This window comes from Ochrobactrum sp. S1502_03, assembly GCF_044435015.1.
GTDB lineage: Bacteria > Pseudomonadota > Alphaproteobacteria > Rhizobiales > Rhizobiaceae > Brucella > Brucella chromiisoli.
Genome location: NZ_JAYEXN010000050.1, coordinates 1 through 17,038, shown reverse-complemented (window position 1 = coordinate 17,038; position 17,038 = coordinate 1). Strand labels below are relative to the sequence as shown.

The window sequence follows — 17,038 nt, the reverse complement described above, 5'->3', positions numbered from 1 at the left end:
TGATCGTGCCGATCGCAATGGAAGAGAAGCTCCGCTTCGCTATCCGTGAAGGTGGCCGTACCGTTGGTGCAGGCATCGTCGCTTCGATCATCGAGTAATGAGATTTGACTGGCGGTTACGCCGCCAGTCTGGCATTTTAAATGCCAAATAGGGGTATAGCTCAGTTGGTAGAGCGACGGTCTCCAAAACCGTAGGTCGCGGGTTCGAACCCTGCTGCCCCTGCCATTTTTAAAACGGGTGCTTACGGCTTGACTGTGAGCGCCCGTTTTCTATATTCTGGAGCATAAGCCTGATCGGATTAAAACGAGGGGCGGTAAGATTATGCTTTATGTAGTCGGTCCTAGTGTGTTGGTCTCCTTCAATCAGATCAAAATGCTTTCAGGGTTGGATACATTTCCCGGCATGTTGGCCGGGTGAGCAGGGTCGCTGATACATGATTGAACGGTGTATTGAGCGAATTTCGTAAGGATCGGTGATCTCCGATAGGCCTGTATGGTATTCTTTTAACCAATGGGCTTGTTTTTTTTGAGAATCGATTCTATGTAACGTCAACAGACACGCGGTGCGTGGGGCTGAATCTTCAGCTTTGCGTACCGTATACGCGTGGGTTCCTGTTTTTGATTCGTTTTGGGTCGGAAATAGTGGTTCACCAAGCAAATAGAGTGGCAGATGGCATCCAAGACGAATCCGATCACCTTTTTTCAGCAGGTTCGCGCCGAAACGGCGAAAGTGACCTGGCCGACACGGCGTGAAACGATCATCTCGACGATCATGGTCGTGATCATGGCCTTTTTGGCTGCTACGTTCTTTTTTCTTGCCGATCAGCTTATGGCCTATGGCGTAGAATTTATACTTGGCCTTGGCCGCTAAGCAGGATTGGGGAGTTACGGGATGACTGCGCGCTGGTACATCGTTCACGCCTATTCCAACTTCGAAAAGAAGGTGGCCGAGGATATTCAAAGCAAGGCAGCTCAAAAAGGCCTTTCGAACCTTATTGAGCAGATTGTTGTGCCGACCGAGAAGGTTGTTGAAGTTCGCCGCGGCCGCAAGGTCGATGCTGAGCGCAAGTTCTTTCCGGGTTATGTTCTTGTTCAGGCGACGCTCACCGATGCTGTATTCTCGCTGATCAAGAATACGCCGCGTGTGACCGGGTTCCTTGGCGATTCAAAGCCGGTTCCTGTTTCGCAGAAGGAGGTGGATCAGATTCTGAATCAGGTTCAGGATGGTGCTGAGCGTCCGAAGACGTCTGTGACCTTTGAAATCGGTGAAAATGTCCGCGTTTCCGATGGTCCGTTTGCTTCGTTCAACGGCATTGTGCAGGAAGTTGATGAGGAGCGTGCGCGCCTCAAGGTTGAAGTTTCCATCTTCGGGCGTGCTACGCCTGTTGATCTTGAATACGGTCAGGTCGATAAGCTCTGATCGCTTTGCCCCTCGGGGCGTTCACCGTCAGCGGTGAATAAGGGTGGAAGGATAGGCGGCTTAGCCGGTCGCTGAATTCGCACCACCAAACTGCCAGTCAGTTTATCTGATGTCAGTCGAGAGCCGGGTTTCCGGCATTAATCGAGAACGCCGGTTTCCGGTATTTTTATGAAGGCAGAATGCAATGGCTAAGAAAATTGCAGGCCAGCTGAAGCTCCAGGTAGCAGCAGGTGCGGCCAATCCATCGCCTCCGATTGGTCCAGCTCTGGGTCAGCGCGGCATCAACATCATGGAATTCTGTAAGGCATTTAACGCTGCCACGCAGGAAATGGAAAAGGGTTCGCCTATTCCAGTCGTGATCACGTACTATCAGGATAAGTCTTTCACTTTTGTGATGAAGACGCCTCCGGTAACCTACTTCCTGAAGAAGGCTGCGAACCTCAAGTCCGGTTCGAAGGCTCCAGGCAAGGAAAAGGCCGGCACGATTGCGCGTGACAAGGTCCGCGAAATCGCTGAAGCGAAGATGAAAGATCTGAACGCAGCTGACATCGAAGCAGCTATGCGCATGGTCGAAGGTTCTGCCCGTTCGATGGGCCTGGAAGTGGTGGGCTAATACGATGGCGAAAATTTCCAAGCGCATTGCCAAGATCCGTGAAGGCGTTGATGTCAACAAGCTTTATGACCTGTCCGATGCAATCGGTCTGGTTAAAGAACGCGCTGTTGCAAAGTTCGACGAAACCATCGAAATCGCAATGAACCTCGGCGTTGACCCTCGTCATGCCGATCAGATGGTTCGTGGCGTTGTCAACCTTCCTAACGGCACTGGTCGTACTGTTCGCGTTGCTGTTTTTGCACGTGGCGACAAGGCTGAAGAAGCAAAGAAGGCTGGCGCTGACATCGTTGGTGCAGAAGAGCTGTTTGAAACCGTCAATAGCGGCAAGATCGAATTTGATCGCTGCATTGCCACCCCTGACATGATGCCACTCGTTGGTCGTCTTGGTAAGGTACTCGGCCCACGCGGTCTGATGCCAAACCCGAAGGTTGGTACTGTGACTGTCGATGTTGCAGCAGCTGTTACCGCTTCTAAGGGCGGCGCTGTTGAGTTCCGCGTTGAAAAGGCTGGTATCATCCACGCCGGTATCGGCAAGGTTTCCTTCGACAATCAGAAGCTCGAAGAAAACATCAAAGCCTTTGCTGATGCAGTTATCAAGGCGAAGCCTTCGGCTGCTAAGGGTGAATACGTTAAGCGCGTATCGATTTCTTCGACCATGGGCGTTGGCGTCAAGGTCGATCCGGCAACCGTTAAGGTCGTCGCTTAATTTCAGGGCTCCGGTTCGCCGGAGCCTTTGCCTGACCTTTCGGGGAGGGCAGTGGTCGCACGCCGGTGCTGCATAAGCAGTCGAAAGTGCAGAAATTCCGGATCGCAAGATCCGGATAGCCGGACGAAAGTCCGGTTATCCTGTCCGAGATTGCAGGCGGATCGAAACCTCCGGGTCAGATCCTTAAACCTATGGCCTGCATGAGACGTGGAATAACCCTGTTTCGCACGAATGTGCATGCAAGGTTTGAACCGTAGTTGCCTTTGAGTGAAGCCCGGTTTCCGGGATAGCTGAAGGGGACAGGATCCTCGAGCGTCGGGCCAGCTGTGAAGCTCGTCCGACAAAGGCAACCCGGCAGGATCATGTGATCCTGTCTACTGGAGAGAGACAGTGGATAGAGCGGAAAAACGCGAATTTGTCTCGTGGCTGAACGGTGCTTTTAAAGAGTCCGGTTCGGTCGTCGTGGCCCACTATACCGGTCTCACTGTTGCGCAGATGAGCGATCTTCGTTCAAAGATGCGTGACGCTGGTGGTACCGTTAAAGTCGCGAAAAACCGCCTTGCCAAGATCGCTCTTCAGGGCACGGAATCGGAAGGCATTGCTGATCTGTTCACAGGTCAGACGGTTGTTGCTTATGCAAACGACCCAATTGCTGCTCCGAAAGTAGCCGTCGAATTCGCCAAGGTTAACGACAAGCTCGTTATCCTCGGTGGTGCAATGGGTGCAACGACACTGAACGCCGATGGCGTCAAGTCGCTTGCTTCGCTCCCATCGCTCGACGAACTGCGCGCAAAGCTGGTTGGAATGATCCAAACCCCGGCTCAGCGTCTCGCAGTACTTACCAGCGCACCAGCGGGCCAGATCGCTCGCGTTATTGGCGCGCACGCCCGGAAGAACGAGGCGGCGTAAGGCCGTTTTTCGCTGTCAATTGTTCAAACCTTGAAACTAAGGAAATATCAAAATGGCTGATCTCGCAAAGATCGTTGACGACCTGTCGGCTCTGACCGTTCTCGAAGCTGCAGAACTTTCGAAGCTTCTGGAAGAAAAGTGGGGCGTTTCGGCTGCTGCTCCTGTAGCAGTTGCTGCTGCTGGCGCTGCTCCTGCTGCTGCTGCTGAAGAAAAGACCGAGTTTGACGTCGTTCTCGCTGACGGTGGCGCAAACAAGATCAACGTGATCAAGGAAGTTCGCGCGATCACTGGTCTCGGCCTCAAGGAAGCTAAGGACCTCGTTGAAGCAGCTCCTAAGGCTGTCAAGGAAGGCGCTTCCAAGGACGAAGCTGAAAAGATCAAGGCACAGCTCGAAGCAGCTGGCGCTAAGGTTGAACTTAAGTAAGTTCGCTTTTCTGGCGGATGGTTTCCATCCGCCAGTTCAACTCTGGGCTTGCATCTGGAGTAAATGCATGAAAAGAAACGAAAAGTGCGGAAATAGGTTCTCTTTATGCAAATCATAGTCAGGGCGATTTTATCTACGACGTTCTGATCCTTTTAAACCCTTTTTCTGATGGCCTTGATCAGGCTTTCAGAAAACGGGTTTAGCCCGTTAGAAGGACCGCCGAGAGGCGGCGCACGATAAAGGCCGCAAGGCGTGAGCAAGCCGTAAGGCTATAGAACGAGGAGCGACGATGGCTCAGACCCATTCTTTCAATGGTCGCAAGCGCGTACGCAAATTTTTCGGCAAGATTCCCGAGGTCGCGGAAATGCCTAACCTCATTGAGGTTCAAAAGGCATCTTACGACCAGTTCCTCATGGTTGAGGAACCTGCTGGCGGGCGTTCTGACGAGGGTTTGCAGGCGGTTTTCAAGTCTGTTTTCCCAATCCAGGATTTCTCCGGCGCTTCAATGCTGGAATTCGTTCGTTACGAATTCGATGCACCAAAATTCGACGTTGACGAATGCCGTCAGCGCGATTTGACGTATTCGGCACCTCTCAAGGTGACGCTGCGTCTCATCGTGTTCGATATTGATGAAGATACCGGCGCGAAGTCCATCAAGGACATCAAGGAGCAGGACGTTTACATGGGCGATATGCCGCTCATGACAGACAACGGCACCTTCATCGTCAATGGTACGGAACGTGTTATCGTTTCGCAGATGCACCGTTCACCGGGTGTGTTCTTCGATCACGACAAGGGTAAGACGCACTCCTCGGGCAAGCTTCTGTTTGCTGCGCGCGTTATTCCTTACCGTGGCTCGTGGCTTGACATCGAATTCGATGCCAAGGACGTGGTCTATGCGCGTATCGATCGTCGACGCAAGCTTCCGGCTACGACACTGCTGATGGCGCTCGGCATGGACGGCGAGGAAATCCTTTCGACGTTCTATAACACTGTCACCTATTCGCGTGACGGTGAAAACTGGCGTATCCCTTATTCGGTTGACCGCTTCAAGGGTATGAAGATCATCTCCGATCTCGTCGATGCGGACACAGGTGAAGTCGTTCTCGAAGCTGGCAAGAAGCTGACCGCGCGCTCCGCAAAGCAGCTTGCTGAAAAGGGCCTGAAATTCATCAAGGCAACCGAAGACGATCTTTTCGGTTCGTACCTTGCTGAAGATACCGTCAATTACGCAACCGGTGAGATTTATCTCGAAGCTGGTGACGAAATCGACGAAAAGGTTCTCAAGACGCTTCTCGACACAGGTGTGGAAGAGATCAAGGTTCTCGATATTGATCACATCAATATCGGTGCGTATATCCGTAACACGCTGGCCGTCGACAAGAACGAAAGCCGTCAGGAAGCACTGTTCGACATCTACCGCGTTATGCGTCCTGGTGAACCGCCGACAATGGACTCGGCTGAAGCCATGTTCAATTCGCTGTTCTTTGATGCTGAACGCTACGACCTTTCCGCTGTTGGTCGCGTGAAGATGAACATGCGTCTTGATCTGGATGCAGAAGACACCGTGCGCGTTCTGCGCAAGGAAGACATTATTGCTGTCGTCAAGATGCTCGTTGAACTGCGCGATGGCCGCGGTGAAATCGATGACATCGACAACCTCGGCAACCGTCGTGTGCGTTCGGTCGGCGAACTGATGGAAAATCAGTATCGTGTCGGTCTTCTGCGCATGGAACGTGCGATCAAGGAACGTATGTCCTCGATCGAAATCGACACGGTCATGCCGCAGGATCTGATCAACGCGAAGCCTGCTGCTGCAGCTGTTCGTGAATTCTTCGGCTCCTCGCAGCTGTCGCAGTTCATGGATCAGACCAATCCGCTTTCGGAGATCACCCATAAGCGCCGTCTTTCGGCTCTTGGACCTGGTGGTTTGACCCGTGAGCGTGCTGGCTTTGAAGTCCGCGACGTGCATCCGACCCACTATGGCCGTATCTGCCCGATTGAAACGCCGGAAGGCCCGAATATCGGTCTGATCAACTCGCTCGCAACTTTTGCCCGCGTCAACAAGTACGGCTTTATCGAAAGCCCGTACCGCAAGGTTGTCGATGGTAAGGTCACGTTCGACGTTGTCTATCTTTCGGCCATGGAAGAAGCAAAGCACTCGGTTGCTCAGGCAAATGTTGAGCTTGATGAGAATGGCAGTTTCGTAGACGAATTCGTCATCTGCCGTCATGCCGGCGAAGTGATGATGACGCCACGTGAAAACGTGGATCTGATGGACGTTTCGCCAAAGCAGCTCGTTTCGGTTGCTGCAGCGCTTATTCCGTTCCTCGAAAACGACGATGCGAACCGCGCTCTTATGGGTTCGAACATGCAGCGTCAGGCTGTTCCGCTTGTGCGTGCGGAAGCACCATTCGTCGGAACCGGCATGGAAGCGGTTGTTGCGCGTGACTCTGGTGCCGCTATTGCCGCTCGTCGCGGTGGTGTGGTCGATCAGGTTGACGCAACGCGTATCGTTATCCGCGCTACCGAAGACCTCGATCCGTCGAAGTCGGGCGTTGATATCTATCGTCTGCAGAAGTTCCAGCGTTCGAACCAGTCGACCTGTATCAACCAGCGTCCGCTTGTGCGCGTTGGTGATCCGATCGGTAAGGGCGACATCATTGCTGATGGTCCGTCAACTGATCTCGGCGATCTGGCTCTTGGCCGTAACGTGCTCGTCGCGTTCATGCCTTGGAACGGCTACAACTATGAAGACTCGATCCTCCTGTCGGAGAAGATCGTTTCGGAAGACGTCTTCACCTCGATTCACATTGAGGAATTCGAAGTTGCGGCACGTGACACCAAGCTTGGACCTGAGGAAATCACCCGCGATATTCCGAATGTTTCGGAAGAAGCGCTGAAGAACCTCGACGAAGCTGGTATCGTATACATCGGCGCTGAAGTGCATCCTGGCGACATTCTTGTCGGCAAGATCACGCCGAAGGGTGAAAGCCCGATGACGCCGGAAGAAAAGCTTCTGCGCGCTATCTTTGGTGAAAAGGCTTCGGACGTCCGTGACACCTCGATGCGTATGCCTCCGGGAACATACGGTACTATTGTTGAAGTTCGTGTATTCAATCGCCACGGCGTTGAAAAAGACGAACGTGCAATGGCGATTGAACGCGAAGAGATCGAACGTCTTGCCAAGGACCGCGACGACGAACAGGCGATTCTCGACCGTAACGTTTACGGCCGTCTCGTTGACATGATCGACGGTAAGGTTGCAGCCGCTGGCCCTAAGGGCTTCAAGAAGGGCACAACCATTACACGTGATCTCATCACCGAGTATCCGCGTTCGCAGTGGTGGCAGTTTGCTGTCGAAGACGAAAAGCAACAGGGCGAACTTGAAGCTCTGCGTGGCCAGTACGACGAATCCAAGAAGCTGCTCGAAGCACGCTTCATGGACAAGGTCGAAAAGGTACAGCGCGGCGACGAGATGCCTCCAGGCGTCATGAAGATGGTCAAGGTCTTTGTTGCTGTGAAGCGCAAGATCCAGCCAGGCGACAAGATGGCTGGCCGTCACGGCAACAAGGGTGTGGTATCCCGCATTCTGCCTGTCGAAGACATGCCGTTCCTCGAAGACGGTACGCATGCCGATATCGTGTTGAACCCGCTTGGCGTTCCAAGCCGCATGAATGTGGGCCAGATTCTGGAAACGCATCTGGGCTGGGCTTGTGCTGGCATGGGCAAGAAGATCGGTGAGCTTCTTGATGTTTATCGCAAGACGGCAGATATTCAGCCGCTGCGCGATACACTGGAGCACATCTATCCAGACAACGACCGCAATGAACCGGTCCGGTCTTATGATGACGATGCTGTCCTCATGCTGGCCAATCAGGTGAAGCGCGGCGTGTCGATTGCAACGCCGGTGTTTGATGGTGCGGTGGAAGCCGACATCAATGCGATGTTGACCGATGCAGGTCTTGCGACTTCTGGTCAGTCGACGCTGTATGATGGACGTACGGGTGAACCGTTCGATCGTCAGGTGACTATGGGCTACATCTATATGTTGAAGCTCCACCACCTGGTCGACGACAAGATCCACGCACGTTCCATTGGACCTTACTCGCTCGTCACCCAGCAGCCGCTTGGTGGTAAGGCGCAGTTCGGTGGTCAGCGCTTCGGTGAAATGGAGGTCTGGGCTCTGGAAGCATACGGTGCGGCTTACACGCTGCAGGAAATGCTTACAGTCAAGTCCGATGACGTTGCAGGCCGTACCAAGGTCTACGAAGCGATTGTTCGTGGCGATGATACGTTTGAAGCCGGTATTCCAGAAAGCTTCAACGTTCTTGTCAAGGAAATGCGTTCGCTCGGTCTCAATGTCGAGCTGGACGATACACGCGACGAGCAGCCGGCACTTCCGGACGCGGCGGAATAAAAACATCAAGGCGCGCCATGGTTCTGCCGTGGCGCGCCCGTAAGGTGTTTCCAGCAAACGTGTAAAATGTTTTGCGCTCACGAAATGCCGAACGGAATGTGCAGTGAAAACTGCGTAATACCGCGATTTCTTTTCAAGATGGCAGGGATTTTCAGCCTGTCATTGACGACACACAGGGCGGCGGATCGCCCTCAAGGAGAACGGCATGAACCAAGAGGTCATGAATCTTTTCAATCCTCAGGCTCCGGCACAGACGTTCGATTCCATCAGAATCTCGATTGCCAGCCCTGAGAAGATTCTGTCCTGGTCATACGGCGAGATCAAGAAGCCGGAGACGATCAACTATCGTACGTTCAAGCCAGAACGCGATGGTCTCTTCTGCGCGCGTATCTTTGGCCCGATCAAGGATTATGAATGCTTGTGCGGCAAGTACAAGCGTATGAAATACAAAGGCATTATCTGCGAAAAGTGCGGCGTGGAAGTTACGCTGTCGCGCGTTCGCCGTGAGCGCATGGGCCATATCGAACTGGCGGCGCCAGTTGCGCATATCTGGTTTTTGAAGTCGCTGCCATCGCGCATCGGTACGCTTTTGGATATGACGCTCAAGGATATTGAGCGCGTTCTGTATTTTGAAAACTACATTGTTACCGAACCGGGCCTGACTTCGCTGAAGGAGCATCAGCTTCTTTCGGAAGAAGAATATATGATTGCCGTCGATGAATTCGGCGAAGATCAGTTCACAGCCCTGATTGGTGCGGAAGCTATCTTTGAACTTCTGGCTTCGATGGATCTTCCAAACATCGCTGCAGATCTGCGCGTTGATCTGGCAGAAACTACATCGGAACTGAAGACCAAGAAGCTGATGAAGCGTCTCAAGATCGTTGAGAACTTCATGGAATCTGGCAACCGTCCTGAATGGATGATCATGAAGATCGTTCCGGTTATTCCACCGGATCTGCGTCCTCTGGTTCCACTGGACGGCGGTCGTTTTGCGACGTCCGATCTCAACGACCTTTACCGTCGCGTGATCAACCGTAACAACCGTCTGAAGCGTCTGATCGAACTGCGCGCTCCCGGCATCATTATCCGTAACGAAAAGCGCATGTTGCAGGAAGCTGTTGACGCGCTGTTCGATAACGGTCGCCGTGGACGCACGATCACGGGTGCTAACAAGCGTCCGCTGAAGTCGCTCTCCGATATGCTCAAGGGCAAGCAGGGTCGCTTCCGTCAGAACCTTCTTGGTAAGCGCGTCGACTATTCGGGTCGTTCGGTTATCGTGACCGGTCCTGAATTGAAGCTGCACCAGTGCGGTCTGCCGAAGAAGATGGCGCTTGAGCTGTTCAAGCCATTCATCTACGCACGTCTTGATGCCAAGGGGTATTCCTCGACTGTCAAGCAGGCGAAGAAGCTGGTTGAAAAGGAACGTCCGGAAGTTTGGGATATCCTTGACGAAGTCATCCGTGAGCATCCGGTTCTTCTGAACCGTGCGCCGACGCTGCACCGTCTTGGTATTCAGGCATTCGAACCCACGCTGATCGAAGGCAAGGCCATTCAGCTGCATCCGCTCGTCTGTACAGCATTTAATGCTGACTTTGACGGTGACCAGATGGCTGTCCACGTTCCGCTGTCGCTGGAAGCGCAGCTTGAAGCCCGCGTGCTGATGATGTCCACCAACAACATTCTGCACCCGGCAAACGGCGCGCCGATCATCGTTCCTTCGCAGGACATGGTTCTTGGTCTCTATTATCTGTCAATCGTGGCAGACAAGGAGCCGGGCGAGGGCATGATGTTTGCCGATATGGGCGAACTTCAGCATGCTCTTGAAAACAAGGTTGTCACGCTGCACACCAAGATCAAAGGTCGTTTCAAGACTGTTGATGCAGAAGGCAATGTCGTTTCCAAGGTTTATGATACGACGCCGGGCCGTCTGATTACTGGTGAGCTTCTGCCGAAGCATCCGAACGTGTCGTTTGACATCTGTAATCAGGAGATGACCAAGAAAAACATCTCCAAGATGATCGACCACGTTTACCGCCATTGCGGTCAGAAAGAGACGGTGATTTTCTGCGATCGCATCATGCAGCTTGGCTTTGCCCATGCATGTCGTGCCGGTATTTCGTTCGGTAAGGATGACATGGTCATTCCTGACTCGAAAGCCAAGATCGTTGCAGAGACCGAAGCTCTGACGACCGAATACGAACAGCAGTACAATGACGGCCTGATCACTCAGGGCGAAAAGTACAACAAGGTCGTTGATGCCTGGGGTAAAGCGACTGACAAGATCACCGAAGAAATGATGGCCCGCATTAAGGCTGTTGAATTTGATCCGGTGACCGGTCGTCAGAAGCAGATGAACTCGGTTTACATGATGTCGCATTCGGGTGCCCGTGGTTCGGTCAACCAGATGCGTCAGCTTGGCGGTATGCGCGGTCTTATGGCCAAGCCGTCGGGTGAAATCATCGAAACCCCGATCATCTCGAACTTCAAGGAAGGTCTGACCGTGAACGAGTACTTCAACTCGACACACGGTGCCCGTAAGGGTCTTGCTGATACGGCCTTGAAAACGGCTAACTCGGGTTACCTGACACGTCGTCTCGTTGACGTTGCACAGGATGCGATTATTTCGGAAGTCGATTGCGGTGCCGAAATCGGTCTCACCATGCAGCCAATCGTCGATGCGGGTCAGATCGTTGCTCCAATCGGACAGCGCGTTCTGGGTCGTACGGCCCTTGATCCGATCCTGCATCCTGCAACCGGCGATGTTATCGTTGAAGCTGGCCGCATGATTGAGGAAAAGGACGTCGAAGTCATCGAAAAGGCTGGCATTCAGTCGATCCGTATTCGCTCGGCTTTGACCTGTCAGACGCGTAACGGCGTTTGCGCCAAGTGCTATGGTCGTGACCTTGCACGCGGCACACCGGTTAACCAGGGTGAAGCTGTTGGCGTTATCGCTGCACAGTCGATCGGTGAGCCGGGCACGCAGCTTACCATGCGTACCTTCCACTTGGGTGGTACGGCTCAGGTTGTCGATAGTTCGTATCTTGAAGCTTCGTATGAAGGCACCGTTAAGCTGCGTAACCGCAATGTGGTTCGCAACTCCGATGGCAACCTCGTTGTCATGGGCCGTAACATGGCGGTTCTGATTGTTGATGCTTCGGGCAAGGAACGTGCGGTTCACCGTGTAACCTATGGTTCACGTCTGTTCGTTGACGAAGGTGATGCAGTCAAGCGCGGTCAGCGTATTGCTGAGTGGGATCCGTACACCCGTCCTATCCTGACGGAAGTCGAAGGCTATATCGAGTTTGAAGATCTCGTTGATGGTCTTTCGGTTTCGGAAACGGCGGACGAATCCACGGGTATCACAAAGCGCGTCGTCATTGACTGGCGTTCGACACCACGTGGCGCGGACCTCAAGCCGGCTATGGTCATCAAGGACAAGAGCGGCAAGATCGCAAAGCTGTCGAAGGGTGGCGAAGCGCGCTTCCTGCTCTCGGTGGAAACGATCCTTTCGTTCGAGCCGGGTGCTCATGTTAACGCCGGTGACGTTATTGCGCGTCTGCCGATGGAAAGCGCAAAGACCAAGGATATTACCGGTGGTCTGCCACGCGTTGCGGAACTGTTCGAAGCTCGTCGTCCGAAGGACCATGCCGTCATCGCAGAGATTGATGGTACTGTCCGCTTCGGTCGCGATTACAAGAACAAGCGTCGCATCATCATCGAGCCAAACGACGATACGGTTGAGCCCGTTGAGTATCTGATCCCTAAGGGTAAGCCGTTCCATCTTCAGGATGGTGACGTTATCGAAAAGGGTGAATACATCCTCGACGGTAATCCTGCACCGCATGACATTCTGGCCATCAAGGGCGTGGAAGCACTTGCTTCTTACCTCGTGAACGAAATCCAGGAAGTCTATCGTCTTCAGGGCGTTCTGATCAACGACAAGCACATTGAAGTGATTGTTCGTCAGATGCTTCAGAAGATCGAAATTACGGAGCCGGGCGATACTGGTTACCTCACGGGTGATCACGTTGACCGTATTGAGCTTGACGAAGTGAATGATCGTCTGATCGAAGAAGGCAAGAAGCCAGGTTCGGGTAATCCGGTTCTGCTTGGTATTACCAAGGCTTCGCTGCAGACTCCTTCGTTCATCTCTGCTGCGTCGTTCCAGGAAACCACCCGCGTGCTTACCGAAGCTGCGGTTGCGGGCAAGATGGACACGTTGCAGGGGCTCAAGGAAAACGTCATTGTCGGCCGTCTCATCCCGGCTGGTACTGGCGGCATGACCAACCAGATCCGCCGCATTGCAACGGCTCGCGACGATCTCATCATCGACGAGCGCCGCAAGTCGACCGGTTCAACAGAAGCGAACGCGATGTTGACCGACATGACCAACAACGCAGCCGAATAGGCTGAGTGTTTGAACAAATAAAAAAGGCCGCCTTTCGGGGCGGCCTTTTTACGTTTGGATCAAAAGAAAAGGGCGGTTTGAAACCGCCCTTTGTCATTGGGAAAGCCGTTAACCGCTTTGCAGTTCGGCTATCCGCTACTTATTCCTCTTCGTCGTCGCCATCGAATTCGATGAGCGCGACTTCACCGGTCAGTGCTGTCTGCCAGGCACTCTTGTGTGGCTCTTCTTCCGGTTCTTCGGTGATTGTGCCCATCTCAACCAGCTCGGCTTCGTGATAGCCTTCTTCGGCGAGGATTGCGAGAACCGTCTGAACGAGATCTTCATCGTCGCCGGATTTCAGAAGAATATGGACTTCGATCGATTCCTCTTCACCTTCGTTCCAGACGTCGGCGATCACCAGATGGACAACCGGCGAATCGTTCTCTGTGGATGTGGGGGTGGATGACATTGAGAATTCCTTAATATTGTGTTGTTTTTCGACTCGGATGTGCTTCAATAGCGGCTGTTGGGGCCTTATGCTATGCTGGCACATGAAAATGACAGTTTTGCCGCGAAATAATCGCGATAGGCGGCTGAATGCGGCGCAATAACCTGTCCGGCAGGCACCAAAACGCGGCTTTGCGGCCTTTTGGTAAAGAAACTTAATGTCCTGCCCTTGACGAAACGCCCACAAACACGTATCAGCAGCCCATCTGAGCCGATGTGAGGCTGGCATTTTCGGAGCGACGCGCTCTGGAGTTCGCCTCAAACAGGGTTCGTTTTACGATCGAAATGCAACTTGCCGTTCGCATGAAGCTTTTGCTTCCTCTGCTTTTGTTCGGGGTGGCCGCTGATGGAGTGGCTGGTCCCGAATTTGTGCATGAGCACTCCGGTGAAACGCCCCTTATTGGGCGCCGATACGAGATTTTTTATAGAGGAAGGTTCAATGCCTACCGTAAACCAGTTGATCCGCAAGCCGCGTACTGCACCGGTAAAGCGTAATAAGGTTCCTGCTCTGCAGGCAAACCCACAGAAGCGCGGCGTTTGCACCCGTGTTTATACGACAACCCCTAAGAAGCCGAACTCGGCTCTTCGTAAGGTTGCCAAGATCCGTCTGACCAATGGCTTTGAAGTCATCGGTTACATTCCGGGTGAAGGTCACAACCTTCAGGAGCACTCCGTGGTTATGATCCGCGGCGGCCGCGTCAAGGATTTGCCGGGTGTGCGTTATCACATCATCCGCGGCGTACTTGATACCCAGGGTGTTAAGAACCGCAAGCAGCGTCGTTCCAAGTACGGTGCAAAGCGTCCTAAGTAAGAATTTTCCGGGGATACCGGCCGCCAGAATGGCGAGTTGAGCCCGATGTAATTGAAAGAATGAGACGAAATGTCCAGACGCCATAAAGCAGAAAAGCGTGAGATTAATCCGGATCCAAAGTTCGGTGATCTCGTTATCACGAAGTTCATGAATGCAGTTATGCTTCATGGCAAGAAGTCGGTTGCTGAAAGCATCGTATATGGTGCGCTTGAAGCAATCGAAGCCAAGGCGAAGTCAGAGCCGGTCGCGCTGTTCCATCAGGCGCTCGACAATGTTGCTCCGCATGTTGAAGTCCGGTCGCGCCGCGTTGGTGGTGCAACCTACCAGGTTCCGGTCGATGTGCGTTCAGAACGCCGCCAGGCACTTGCCATCCGCTGGCTGATCAATGCAGCTCGTGGTCGCAACGAAACAACGATGGTTGACCGTCTGTCCGGCGAATTGCTGGATGCGGCAAACAACCGTGGTTCCGCTGTCAAGAAGCGTGAAGACACGCATCGCATGGCAGAAGCCAACCGCGCGTTCTCGCATTACCGCTGGTAATCGTCGAACCCTATTCAAAGAGCAAAAACATGGCCCGCGAATATAAAATCGAAGACTACCGCAATTTCGGTATTATGGCTCACATCGACGCCGGTAAGACGACGATGACCGAGCGTATCCTGTTCTATACCGGTAAGAACCACAAGATTGGTGAAACCCATGATGGCGCGTCCACCATGGACTGGATGGAGCAGGAGCAGGAACGCGGTATCACCATCACGTCCGCTGCTACGACCACGTTCTGGCAGGGTCAGGATGGCAAGAAGCGCCGCTTCAACATCATCGACACCCCGGGCCACGTTGACTTCACGATTGAAGTTGAGCGTTCGCTCCGCGTTCTCGATGGCGCAATCGCTCTTCTCGATGCGAATGCTGGTGTTGAGCCGCAGACTGAAACTGTATGGCGTCAGGCTGAGAAGTACCACGTTCCACGTATGGTTTTCGTCAACAAGATGGACAAGATCGGTGCTGACTTCTACCGTTGCGTAGAAATGGTTGGCTCGCGTCTTGGTGCAGTCGCTCTTCCAGTTCAGCTGCCAATCGGTGCTGAAAACGAGTTTGAAGGCGTTATCGACCTTATCGAAATGAAGGCCCTGACTTGGGATGGCACAATCGGCGCATCTGCGACCGTTGGTGAAATTCCTGCAGACCTTAAGGATAAGGCTGAAGAATACCGCGAAAAGCTCATTGAGCTGGCAGTGGAAATCGATGAAGCTGCAATGGAAGCTTACCTCGAAGGCAACATGCCTACGAATGATGAGCTGCGTGCACTGATCCGCAAGGGCACCATCGACGTTAAGTTCCATCCTGTTCTTTGCGGTACAGCGTTTAAGAACCGTGGCATTCAGCCGCTTCTCGACGCTGTTGTTTCGTTCCTTCCTGCGCCGACCGATGTTCCTGCGATTAAGGGCATCGACGTTAAGACGGAAACCGAAACGACCCGTGAATCTTCGGATGAAGCACCACTTTCGATGCTCGCATTCAAGATCATGAACGATCCGTTCGTTGGTTCGCTGACATTCGCTCGTATCTATTCGGGCAAGCTGACCAAGGGCATTTCGCTCGAAAACACCGTTAAGGGCAAGCGTGAGCGTATCGGCCGTATGCTGCAGATGCACTCCAACTCACGTGAAGACATCGAAGAAGCTTTCGCAGGCGACATTGTTGCTCTGGCTGGCCTCAAGGAAACCACAACAGGTGATACGCTCTGCGATCCACTGAAGCCGGTTATTCTTGAACGCATGGAATTCCCTGATCCGGTTATCGAAATCGCGATTGAACCTAAGACCAAGGCCGACCAGGAAAAGATGGGCATTGCGCTCAACCGTCTGGCTGCTGAAGATCCTTCGTTCCGCGTTAAGTCTGATGAAGAATCCGGCCAGACGATCATCGCTGGCATGGGCGAACTTCATCTCGACATTCTCGTCGACCGCATGAAGCGTGAGTTCAAGGTAGAAGCAAATGTCGGCGCGCCGCAGGTTGCTTATCGTGAATCGATCACACGTCAGGCTGAAATCGATTACACCCACAAAAAGCAGTCGGGTGGTTCGGGTCAGTTTGCGCGCGTCAAGATCATCTTCGAACCACATGAAGGCGATGACTTCATCTTCGAATCCAAGATCGTTGGCGGTGCTGTTCCTAAGGAATACATCCCTGGTGTTCAGAAGGGTATCGAAAGCGTCATGGGTGCGGGTCCACTTGCTGGCTTCCCAATGCTCGGCGTGAAGGCAACCCTGATCGACGGTGCATACCACGATGTTGACTCTTCGGTTCTCGCCTTCGAAATCGCTGCCCGTGCAGCGTTCCGTGAAGGTGCACAGAAGGCTGGCGCACAGCTTCTTGAGCCAATCATGAAGGTTGAAGTGGTAACGCCTGAAGATTACGTCGGTGACGTAATTGGCGATCTGAATTCACGTCGTGGTCAGATCTCGGGTACGGAAGCACGTGGTATTGCGACGGTCGTCAATGCAAATGTTCCACTGGCCAACATGTTTGGTTACGTGAACAACCTGCGTTCGATGTCTCAGGGTCGTGCACAGTACACCATGCAGTTCGACCATTACGAGCCGGTTCCGACTGCGGTCGCACAGGAAATTCAGAAAAAGTTCGCGTAATCTTTGATTACGCCAAATATTAAAAGAGCCTGAGCAGGCTAGATATTAGGAGAGCTCAGATGGCAAAAAGCAAGTTTGAACGCAATAAGCCACACGTAAACATCGGCACGATTGGTCACGTTGACCATGGTAAAACGTCGCTGACCGCAGCAATCACCAAGTACTTCGGCGATTTCAAAGCGTATGAC

13 protein-coding genes, 1 tRNA gene and 1 pseudogene are annotated in these 17,038 nt (G+C 53.1%); 14 read left to right on the top strand and 1 reads right to left on the bottom strand.

The features are described 5' to 3' along the window. The 10 genes and pseudogenes from VBH83_RS18245 to rpoC all read left to right on the top strand — a co-directional run. A pseudogene (locus VBH83_RS18245) lies at positions 1-98 on the top strand (elongation factor Tu); the annotation flags it as partial. A 51-nt stretch (positions 99-149) separates the two neighbouring features. Then, positions 150-225 (top strand) — tRNA-Trp (locus tag VBH83_RS18240). Between the two features lie 444 nt (positions 226-669). Then, a complete protein-coding gene (gene secE, locus VBH83_RS18235; RefSeq protein WP_094504999.1) occupies positions 670-870 on the top strand; it encodes a preprotein translocase subunit SecE in 201 nt (66 codons plus the stop codon). Between the two features lie 21 nt (positions 871-891). Next, the gene (gene nusG / locus VBH83_RS18230) at positions 892-1,419 is read left to right on the top strand and encodes a transcription termination/antitermination protein NusG (protein WP_265984500.1); all 528 of its coding nucleotides are present in this window, start codon (positions 892-894) and stop codon (positions 1,417-1,419) included. Between the two features lie 184 nt (positions 1,420-1,603). Continuing rightward, complete coding sequence (gene rplK / locus VBH83_RS18225; protein WP_265984501.1) at positions 1,604-2,032, top strand: 50S ribosomal protein L11; 429 nt, start codon at positions 1,604-1,606, stop codon at positions 2,030-2,032. 4 nt (positions 2,033-2,036) lie between these two features. Continuing rightward, positions 2,037-2,738, top strand: a complete 702-nt coding sequence (rplA, locus tag VBH83_RS18220) for a 50S ribosomal protein L1 (RefSeq protein ID WP_265984502.1) — start codon at positions 2,037-2,039, stop codon at positions 2,736-2,738. 390 nt (positions 2,739-3,128) lie between these two features. Next, complete coding sequence (rplJ, locus tag VBH83_RS18215) at positions 3,129-3,647, top strand: 50S ribosomal protein L10 (protein WP_265984503.1); 519 nt, start codon at positions 3,129-3,131, stop codon at positions 3,645-3,647. Between the two features lie 52 nt (positions 3,648-3,699). After that, complete coding sequence (gene rplL, locus VBH83_RS18210; protein WP_024898616.1) at positions 3,700-4,071, top strand: 50S ribosomal protein L7/L12; 372 nt, start codon at positions 3,700-3,702, stop codon at positions 4,069-4,071. Between the two features lie 289 nt (positions 4,072-4,360). Next, entirely contained in the window at positions 4,361-8,491 is a 4,131-nt protein-coding gene (rpoB, locus tag VBH83_RS18205) for a DNA-directed RNA polymerase subunit beta (RefSeq protein WP_265984504.1), read from the top strand. Between the two features lie 205 nt (positions 8,492-8,696). Further along, positions 8,697-12,899, top strand: coding sequence for a DNA-directed RNA polymerase subunit beta' (rpoC, locus tag VBH83_RS18200; RefSeq protein ID WP_265984505.1), 4,203 nt, complete (start codon positions 8,697-8,699; stop codon positions 12,897-12,899). Positions 12,900-13,038: 139 nt separating this feature from the next. On the opposite strand, the gene VBH83_RS18195 is transcribed toward rpoC, so the two are convergent. After that, on the bottom strand, positions 13,039-13,347 hold the full coding sequence (locus VBH83_RS18195; RefSeq protein WP_265984506.1) for a hypothetical protein: 309 nt from the start codon (positions 13,345-13,347) through the stop codon (positions 13,039-13,041). A 477-nt stretch (positions 13,348-13,824) separates the two neighbouring features. Between VBH83_RS18195 and rpsL the strand changes: the two genes are divergently transcribed. From rpsL to VBH83_RS18175, 4 genes are all read left to right on the top strand, one after another. Then, positions 13,825-14,196: a 30S ribosomal protein S12 gene (rpsL, locus tag VBH83_RS18190; RefSeq protein ID WP_006168377.1), complete on the top strand. Its 372-nt coding sequence runs from the start codon at positions 13,825-13,827 to the stop codon at positions 14,194-14,196. Positions 14,197-14,265: 69 nt separating this feature from the next. Beyond that, complete coding sequence (gene rpsG, locus VBH83_RS18185) at positions 14,266-14,736, top strand: 30S ribosomal protein S7 (protein WP_140904453.1); 471 nt, start codon at positions 14,266-14,268, stop codon at positions 14,734-14,736. Positions 14,737-14,765: 29 nt separating this feature from the next. Then, complete coding sequence (gene fusA, locus VBH83_RS18180) at positions 14,766-16,850, top strand: elongation factor G (protein WP_265984507.1); 2,085 nt, start codon at positions 14,766-14,768, stop codon at positions 16,848-16,850. A gap of 59 nt (positions 16,851-16,909) precedes the next feature. Next, a partial coding sequence (locus VBH83_RS18175; protein WP_396997790.1) for a GTP-binding protein occupies positions 16,910-17,038 on the top strand: 129 nt, incomplete at its 3' end.

What these genes read in the sequence shown, in the direction of transcription:
- secE (WP_094504999.1), top strand. Translation starts at nt 670, where the DNA reads ATGGCATCCAAGACGAATCCGATCACCTTTTTTCAGCAGGTTCGCGCC.
- nusG (WP_265984500.1), top strand. Translation starts at nt 892, where the DNA reads ATGACTGCGCGCTGGTACATCGTTCACGCCTATTCCAACTTCGAAAAG.
- rplK (WP_265984501.1), top strand. Translation starts at nt 1,604, where the DNA reads ATGGCTAAGAAAATTGCAGGCCAGCTGAAGCTCCAGGTAGCAGCAGGT.
- rplA (WP_265984502.1), top strand. Translation starts at nt 2,037, where the DNA reads ATGGCGAAAATTTCCAAGCGCATTGCCAAGATCCGTGAAGGCGTTGAT.
- rplL (WP_024898616.1), top strand. Translation starts at nt 3,700, where the DNA reads ATGGCTGATCTCGCAAAGATCGTTGACGACCTGTCGGCTCTGACCGTT.
- rpoB (WP_265984504.1), top strand. Translation starts at nt 4,361, where the DNA reads ATGGCTCAGACCCATTCTTTCAATGGTCGCAAGCGCGTACGCAAATTT.
- rpoC (WP_265984505.1), top strand. Translation starts at nt 8,697, where the DNA reads ATGAACCAAGAGGTCATGAATCTTTTCAATCCTCAGGCTCCGGCACAG.
- VBH83_RS18195 (WP_265984506.1), bottom strand. Translation starts at nt 13,347, where the DNA reads ATGTCATCCACCCCCACATCCACAGAGAACGATTCGCCGGTTGTCCAT.
- rpsL (WP_006168377.1), top strand. Translation starts at nt 13,825, where the DNA reads ATGCCTACCGTAAACCAGTTGATCCGCAAGCCGCGTACTGCACCGGTA.
- rpsG (WP_140904453.1), top strand. Translation starts at nt 14,266, where the DNA reads ATGTCCAGACGCCATAAAGCAGAAAAGCGTGAGATTAATCCGGATCCA.
- fusA (WP_265984507.1), top strand. Translation starts at nt 14,766, where the DNA reads ATGGCCCGCGAATATAAAATCGAAGACTACCGCAATTTCGGTATTATG.